The organism is Herbaspirillum sp. B65 (assembly GCF_000333555.1).
Taxonomy (GTDB): Bacteria; Pseudomonadota; Gammaproteobacteria; order Burkholderiales; family Burkholderiaceae_D; genus Herbaspirillum; species Herbaspirillum rubrisubalbicans.
Genome location: NZ_BADI01000338.1, coordinates 1 through 6,637, shown reverse-complemented (window position 1 = coordinate 6,637; position 6,637 = coordinate 1). Strand labels below are relative to the sequence as shown.

9 protein-coding genes are annotated in these 6,637 nt (G+C 63.3%); 5 read left to right on the top strand and 4 right to left on the bottom strand.

Annotated features, from left to right (window positions below; all coding sequences use genetic code 11):
* Positions 1 to 14 precede the first annotated feature (14 nt).
* Complete coding sequence (locus tag I5W_RS08465) at positions 15 to 212, top strand: glycine zipper 2TM domain-containing protein (RefSeq protein WP_044528892.1); 198 nt, start codon at positions 15 to 17, stop codon at positions 210 to 212.
* A gap of 148 nt (positions 213 to 360) precedes the next feature.
* Here the strand turns inward: I5W_RS08465 and I5W_RS08460 are convergent, their stop codons facing one another.
* On the bottom strand, positions 361 to 693 hold the full coding sequence (locus I5W_RS08460) for a hypothetical protein (protein WP_044528891.1): 333 nt from the start codon (positions 691 to 693) through the stop codon (positions 361 to 363).
* Positions 694 to 889: 196 nt separating this feature from the next.
* Positions 890 to 1,048, bottom strand: coding sequence for a DUF3309 family protein (locus tag I5W_RS29600; RefSeq protein WP_017453079.1), 159 nt, complete (start codon positions 1,046 to 1,048; stop codon positions 890 to 892).
* 520 nt (positions 1,049 to 1,568) lie between these two features.
* Between I5W_RS29600 and I5W_RS08450 the strand changes: the two genes are divergently transcribed.
* The 4 genes from I5W_RS08450 (at position 1,569) to I5W_RS08435 (ending at position 5,466) form a co-directional block, all read left to right on the top strand.
* Positions 1,569 to 2,870, top strand: a complete 1,302-nt coding sequence (locus I5W_RS08450; RefSeq protein WP_374702128.1) for a CmpA/NrtA family ABC transporter substrate-binding protein — start codon at positions 1,569 to 1,571, stop codon at positions 2,868 to 2,870.
* 78 nt (positions 2,871 to 2,948) lie between these two features.
* On the top strand, positions 2,949 to 3,902 hold the full coding sequence (ntrB, locus tag I5W_RS08445; RefSeq protein WP_044528893.1) for a nitrate ABC transporter permease: 954 nt from the start codon (positions 2,949 to 2,951) through the stop codon (positions 3,900 to 3,902).
* Positions 3,903 to 3,914: 12 nt separating this feature from the next.
* Complete coding sequence (locus tag I5W_RS08440) at positions 3,915 to 4,727, top strand: ABC transporter ATP-binding protein (protein ID WP_044528890.1); 813 nt, start codon at positions 3,915 to 3,917, stop codon at positions 4,725 to 4,727.
* 49 nt (positions 4,728 to 4,776) lie between these two features.
* Positions 4,777 to 5,466 (top strand): methyl-accepting chemotaxis protein, encoded by a 690-nt coding sequence (locus tag I5W_RS08435; protein ID WP_044528889.1) that lies wholly within the window; start codon positions 4,777 to 4,779, stop codon positions 5,464 to 5,466.
* A 92-nt stretch (positions 5,467 to 5,558) separates the two neighbouring features.
* On the opposite strand, the gene I5W_RS08430 is transcribed toward I5W_RS08435, so the two are convergent.
* Both I5W_RS08430 and I5W_RS08425 read right to left on the bottom strand, forming a co-directional pair.
* The gene (locus I5W_RS08430; RefSeq protein WP_044528888.1) at positions 5,559 to 5,945 is read right to left on the bottom strand and encodes a DUF423 domain-containing protein; all 387 of its coding nucleotides are present in this window, start codon (positions 5,943 to 5,945) and stop codon (positions 5,559 to 5,561) included.
* 56 nt (positions 5,946 to 6,001) lie between these two features.
* Entirely contained in the window at positions 6,002 to 6,460 is a 459-nt protein-coding gene (locus I5W_RS08425; protein ID WP_044528887.1) for a hypothetical protein, read from the bottom strand.
* Positions 6,461 to 6,637 lie beyond the last annotated feature (177 nt).

The window sequence follows — 6,637 nt, the reverse complement described above, 5'->3', positions numbered from 1 at the left end:
GATACCCTGCAAAACTGGCCGTCTGTACCGTGGCCATCTGTGCCTTTGCCACCCTGACCGGTTGCAGCAACATGTCCCAGCGCGACAAGAACACTGCCGTGGGCGCCGGTGTCGGTGCGGTCGGTGGTGCCGTACTCACCGGGGGCAGCGGCCTCGGTACCGTGGGTGGCGCCGCCGTGGGGGGCGTGATCGGTAACCAGGTCGGCAAGTGATCCCGCGGGCTTGGCACCTTGGGTGCCAGGCTTGTCAGAGGTCAAATCTCTGACATCAGATATCAAGGAACAGAGAGCAAAGAAGCGCCGGGCGAGGCACATCGCCCGGCGCTTTTTTCATGATGGCCTTGCCAGTGCGGACCTGGGTTCAACTGCCCGACTTGGCGGCGGCCGCCTTGTAATCCTGGTAGATGCGTTGGGCGCGGGCCGCATCGTCCTTGCGGGCGGCGCCGGCTTGCTGGCGGCAGGCGCGCGCCTGTTTGCCGCGCAGCGCCTTGCAGTCTTGCAGGGCTTGGCCGTAGGCGGCGGTGGTTTCCTGGTTGAGATTGCGCAGGCGCGCCTTGGGGCTGTCGTCGGCCTGGTACCAGCGCGCCGGGTCGCCGTTGACCAGCTTTTGGTCGGCGGCGTGCGCCGTGCCGACATGCAGCGCCAGCGCCGCCAGGGCGCCCAGCAGGGAGGATGCGAGCAATTTATTGTTCATCAGGGTGGGCCTCATCACGATTACGGGGATGCCAGCCGCCTGTGCGGGCTGGCTCCTCGTTGCCGGGAGGGAGCCGCAAAGCAGACGGCGCGAACGGTGGCAAGGCACCGTGCGCGCCGTCTTGCCCTCCGCCACGCGATGGTATCAGGCTTGGGGAGGGAAGGGGATGTCCAGGCAGCGGGGGCCGCCGGCTCCCTTATATCTTGCCTAGCAAGAGCAGGATCAGCAGGATGATGACGATGGTGCCGGCGATACCGCTGGGACCGTAGCCCCAGTTGCGGCTGTGCGGCCAGGCCGGGATCACGCCCAGCAGGATCAGGATCAGGACGATGAGCAGGATGGTACCGAGGGTCATGGAGGTTCTCCTTTCTTATTGAAGTCGTTCTTGCCCGCCAGAAGAGCAAGGGCCGGGTCGTTCGAATCATTCATTTGATGCTGGGGTCATCATAGGTGCGGCCCGCCCGGCCCCGCGATCAGCGCCCCTCGCAATGTGCTGTAGGAAAATCCTGCACGCCGGGGTAGGCGCTCGCGTGCCAGCTGACAAATCCCTGCCAACTTGGTGCAGAGCACAAAGGCAGTGCGATGAGCGCTCGTTCAGGTCGCGCCGAGGGCTTGGCGTTGGCGCGCTACCGACTTCCTGTTGGCTGCGATGCGCCAGAGCCGGCGCGCCTTCACGATGGATGCACCGCTGCTGGCACGCTCTTTGCTGAATGGAGTGCATAGCGCAACAGTGCGCAACAGATGTGAAGTGAAGGTGTGACCATGGCGGTCGCGCCGTCAGGACAAGGCGTCTTCCGTGATGGGTCTCCCATGGCGGAATGCGCCTTTTGTCGTTTGTGGCTTTCGTCAATTTGCAACGCAAGGGGAAGGGTGCTATGAAATCCAAGGGTCAGGTGGACAAGGTGGGCGGGCTCGCGCAAGGCGAACAGATCAATGCAGCGGCGACGGTGGACGGCAAGCGTCGCCAACTGCTGCAAGGCGCGGCGCTGGCCACCGGGGCCGGCATGATGGGCCTGGCCACGGGCGGCGCCTGGGCGGCCGGCTCGGACAAGCCGGAAAAGGAAGAAGTGAAGATCGGCTTCATCCCCCTGACCGATTGCGCCTCGGTGGTGATGGCTTCGGTGCTGGGCTTTGACAAGAAGTACGGCATCAAGATCGTCCCCAGCAAGGAAGCCTCCTGGGCCGGCGTGCGCGACAAGCTCACCAATGGCGAACTGGATGCGGCCCACGTGCTCTACGGTCTGATCTATGGCGTGCAACTGGGCATCGGCGGCCAGAAGAAGGACATGGCCGTGCTGATGGGCCTGAACCACAATGGCCAGGCCATCACCCTGTCCAAGAAGCTGGCCGACAAGGGCGCCGTCGATGGCGCCTCGCTCTACAAGCTGATGCAAAGCGACAAGCGCGAATACACCTTCGCCCAGACTTTCCCGACGGGCACGCACGCCATGTGGCTGTATTACTGGCTGGCCGCCAATGGCATCCATCCGATGAAGGATGCCAAGGTCATCACCGTGCCGCCGCCGCAGATGGTGGCCAATATGCGGGTGGGCAACATGGATGGTTTCTGCGTGGGCGAACCCTGGGGCCATCGCGCCATCGTCGATGGCGTGGGCATCACCGCCATCACTACGCAGGATATCTGGAAGGATCATCCCGAGAAGGTGCTCGGTACCTCGCGCGAATTCGTGCAGAAATATCCCAACACCTGCCGCGCCATGATGGCGGCCATCCTCGACGCCAGCAAGTGGATCGATGCCTCGCTGGTGAACAAGAACAAGATGGCCGAGGTGATCGCCGACAAGTCCTATGTGAACACCAGCAAGGACGTGATCGACCAGCGCATCCTCGGGCGCTATCAGAACGGCCTGGGCAAGACCTGGGACGATCCCAACTATATGAAGTTCTATGAAGAGGGCCAGGTCAACTTCCCGTTCCTCTCCGATGGCATGTGGTTCATGACCCAGCATCGCCGCTGGGGCTTGTTGAAGAGCGACCCGGATTATCTGGCCGTGGCCAAGTCGGTCAACCAGATCGACCTCTACAAGGAGGCCGCCGCCATGACCAAGACACCGCTGCCCAAGGACGTCATGCGCAGTTCCAAGCTGATGGATGGCACGGTCTGGGATGGCAAGAATCCGGCGGCCTATGCGCAATCCTTCAAGATCAAGGTGTAGTACGTCCAAGGTATCGGCAGTCATGTCCGGCCTCGCGCGGGGCCGTCACGATGAAGTATGTTCAGCAAGGGGAAAGCGATGAGTGCAGTCGTGGAAAGCATCATGGGTGAGAACGCCAAGCCCGCCGGCAACAGTCCCAGTCAGGGCGGAGCGCTTCACGCCGCCGAGCCTATGCGCGCCGGCGCCGCCAACGAGCCGCAGGCCGTGCCGCGGGTGGCCACTGCCAAGGCGCGCCGCAGCAGCAAGCGGGTCGCCGGCAGCGGCCTGTTCATGCGGGTGGCGCCGCCGCTTCTGGGCGTGGCCCTGCTGGTGCTGGTGTGGCAGATCATCGCCTTGAAGACCAGCAGCTTCCCCACTCCGTGGACCACCTTGAAGGAAGCCGGGGTGATGTTCTCCGATCCCTTCTATCGCAACAGTCCCAATGACCAGGGCATAGGCTGGAACGTGCTGGCTTCGCTGCAGCGGGTCGGCCTGGGCTTTGGACTGGCCGCGCTGGTGGGCATTCCGCTGGGCTTTGCGATTGGCCGGGTGGAATTCCTGGCGCGCATGTTCGGCCCCATCATCAGTTTGTTGCGCCCGGTCTCGCCGCTGGCCTGGTTGCCTATTGGCCTGTTGGTATTCAAGTCGGCCAACCCGGCGGCGATCTGGTCCATCTTCATCTGCTCGATCTGGCCGATGATCATCAACACCGCCGTGGGTGTGCAGCGCGTGCCGCAGGATTACATGAACGTGGCGCGGGTGTTGAACCTGTCGGAATGGAAGGTGCTGACCAAGATCCTCTTTCCCTCGGTGCTGCCCTACATGCTGACCGGTGTGCGGCTGTCCATCGGCACTGCCTGGCTGGTGATCGTGGCCGCCGAGATGCTGACCGGTGGCGTCGGGATCGGCTTCTGGGTCTGGGATGAATGGAACAACCTGAACGTGCCGCACATCATCATCGCCATCGTCGTCATCGGGGTGGTCGGCCTGATCCTGGAGCAATTGCTGGTGGCGCTGGCCAAGGCCTTTACCTACGAGCAGGTCAATCACTAAGGGGCGCAGAGCATGGACAACCTCAACGGCAAATTCATCGACATCCACGGCGTAGAGATGGTGTTCCACACCAAGAAGGGCGCCTTCCACGCGCTGCGCGAGATCAACCTGACGGTGGCCAAGGGCCAGTTCGTCACCCTCATCGGCCACTCCGGCTGCGGCAAGTCGACCTTGCTGAACCTGATCGCGGGGTTGCTGCAGCCTAGCGAGGGCGTGCTCCTGTGCGCCAATCGCGAGATCGGTGGCCCGGCCCCGGAGCGGGCGGTGGTGTTCCAGAACCATTCGCTCTTGCCTTGGCTGACCTGCTACGAAAACATCTATCTCGGGGTGGAGCGGGTCTTCGGCGCCAGCGAAAATCGCACCCAGTTGCGTGACCGCACCCGCGCTGCGCTGGCGCTGGTGGGCCTGACTGCGGCCGAGAACAAGCGACCCAATGAAATCTCGGGCGGCATGAAGCAACGCGTGGGCATCGCCCGTGCGCTGGCCATGGAACCCAAGGTCTTGCTGATGGATGAACCCTTTGGCGCACTCGATGCGCTCACCCGCGCCCACCTGCAGGATGAGTTGCTCAAGATCGTGGCCAAGACCGAATCCACGGTCGTGATGGTGACCCACGATGTGGACGAAGCGGTGCTGCTGTCGGATCGCATCGTGATGATGACCAATGGCCCGGCGGCCACCATCGGCGAAGTGCTGGAGGTGAACCTGGCGCGCCCGCGTGATCGTGTGATGCTGGCCCAGGATGCGCAGTATGGCCAGTACCGCACCGCGGTGCTGGAATTCCTCTACCGCAAGCAGGCTCATCCGGCGCGCGAGGCGGCCTGAGTTTGTTGCCTCAGAGCGCTTTATCGTTTCATCGTTGGAAGGAAATCCCATGTCCAGCCTGGCCGTGACCGACACCGTCCCTGTGCCCAAGGGCGCCGAGGCGCCGACCGTCCCGCTTTCCGGGGAGGTATTCGGCGCCATGATCAATCTGTCCGGGCGTCGCCGTTTCACTTCGCAGCGCATGGTGCTCTATGCCGTGCTGGCCGCGCAAGGACAGCAGGGGGCGAGCACCACGGCGCGCGAGGCCTTGTCCTTGTTCGTCCAGGCCCATGCGGCCTTGGTCAGGCGCTCCGGTGATCTGCCCGGTGTCTTCTGCGCCGAACTGGAAGAGGTGTATTACGGCCGTGCGCGTGGAGATGCCCGTATCACGGCCTTTGCCGAGCTGGCGCAACGCACGCTCAACGCCATCGAAGACAAGCTCAAGACAGCCTCGACCCTGCTGGAGCAGCTGGTGCAGGAAACCACGCCCTTGCTGGCGGTGTTGAACGAGATCACGGCGGTCTACGAAGCGCAATCAAAGAAGCACGCGCGCCTGATGCGCCAGCAGTTGCGCGGCATCATGACCGATATCGAGACCATCGCCCGGCAAGCCAAGCTGGTGGCCTTCAATGCGCGCATCGTGGCGGCCCGCTCGGGGCAGGCTGGCAAGGAATTTTCGGTGGTGGCCGGGGTGTTGTCCAACATCACCGGTGAAATCGATGAGCTGGTCAAGGAAGCCTTGAGTGGTGCGGCGGCTTGAGCCGGCGTCTTGCAGGACCCTTAATGGCCGTTAATGACCGTTAATGGCTGTTTAAGGCTGTTTGATCCAGTGTTGAAGCTGGCTTAATGCTGCTATTGAGCGGCTGGTCGGTTTTGCAGCGCCGCCCAGGCCACCAGCAGCCAGGCCGCCAGGAAGGCCACGCCGCCCAACGGCGTGATCGCGCCCAGGATGCGGGTGCCAGTCAGCGCCAGCAGGTACAGGCTGCCACTGAAGATGACAATGCCCGCCAGCATGAGCGCGCCGGCCCAGCGCAGGGCGGCGCCGTTCATGCGCGGCATCAGCAGGGCGATGGCGATCATGCCCAGCGCGTGCATGACCTGGTAGGTCACGGCGGTGTGCCAGATGGCCAGCATCTCTTCGGAAATCATCTTCTTCAGACCATGGGCGCCGAAGGCGCCGCAGCCTACGGCCATGAACATGTTCAGGGCGCCGGCGGCGATCAGGGTGCGTTCTTTCATGGGGTCACATTTCAGAATGGGGACAGGCAGAGGCCGGGCGTGGGGTCGGGATGACTTCAATAGGCGCGCTGCGACTTGCCCAGCCGGTATTCGTGGCGTAGCACGAACTGCGAAGTGGCGATCAATCCCGACAGCCCCAGGATCAATTGCGTGAGCGTATCGGGCGGCAGCACCCACACGCTCCCTGCGGGCGCGGCCACGTTGGCAGCGGCGCTGATGACCGGGGCCGCCCACGTGGCTTCTTCGCTCACGTCCAGCAGGATCTGGCCTTCCGGCGTGGTGTGCAGGTAGATCTGGCCGCCCAGTTCCAGCGTGAAGCAGATGCCCTGGCCGGCGTTGACGGTGTTCATCTTGTGGCGGAATACCACGGCTTGCAGTTCGCGGTTGTAGGTGTCGATCCAGGTTTCCACTTCCTGCACGTTCTGCAGCACGATCCAGGCACGTGGCGCGGGGATGGTCTCGGCGCCGGCTACGGCATCGTCGGGGAAGATCGGTTCGGGGGCTTGCTCGGACATGGTCGATACGGGGCCGGCATGGGCGACCGGCGCCTGATGAAGGCTGGATAAAGAATAAAGGGTAAAGGCAGCAGTATATCGGATCGCTGCGTCTGCCACGTCAGGGGCTGTCCTGGTGAGGCTGTCGCATGGCCGCCATGACGGGCGGCAAATTGCTTGCCTCAAGCTCGACAATGG

What these genes read in the sequence shown, in the direction of transcription:
- I5W_RS08460 (WP_044528891.1), bottom strand. Translation starts at nt 693, where the DNA reads ATGAACAATAAATTGCTCGCATCCTCCCTGCTGGGCGCCCTGGCGGCG.
- I5W_RS29600 (WP_017453079.1), bottom strand. Translation starts at nt 1,048, where the DNA reads ATGACCCTCGGTACCATCCTGCTCATCGTCCTGATCCTGATCCTGCTG.
- I5W_RS08450 (WP_374702128.1), top strand. Translation starts at nt 1,569, where the DNA reads ATGAAATCCAAGGGTCAGGTGGACAAGGTGGGCGGGCTCGCGCAAGGC.
- ntrB (WP_044528893.1), top strand. Translation starts at nt 2,949, where the DNA reads ATGAGTGCAGTCGTGGAAAGCATCATGGGTGAGAACGCCAAGCCCGCC.
- I5W_RS08440 (WP_044528890.1), top strand. Translation starts at nt 3,915, where the DNA reads ATGGACAACCTCAACGGCAAATTCATCGACATCCACGGCGTAGAGATG.
- I5W_RS08435 (WP_044528889.1), top strand. Translation starts at nt 4,777, where the DNA reads ATGTCCAGCCTGGCCGTGACCGACACCGTCCCTGTGCCCAAGGGCGCC.
- I5W_RS08430 (WP_044528888.1), bottom strand. Translation starts at nt 5,945, where the DNA reads ATGAAAGAACGCACCCTGATCGCCGCCGGCGCCCTGAACATGTTCATG.
- I5W_RS08425 (WP_044528887.1), bottom strand. Translation starts at nt 6,460, where the DNA reads ATGTCCGAGCAAGCCCCCGAACCGATCTTCCCCGACGATGCCGTAGCC.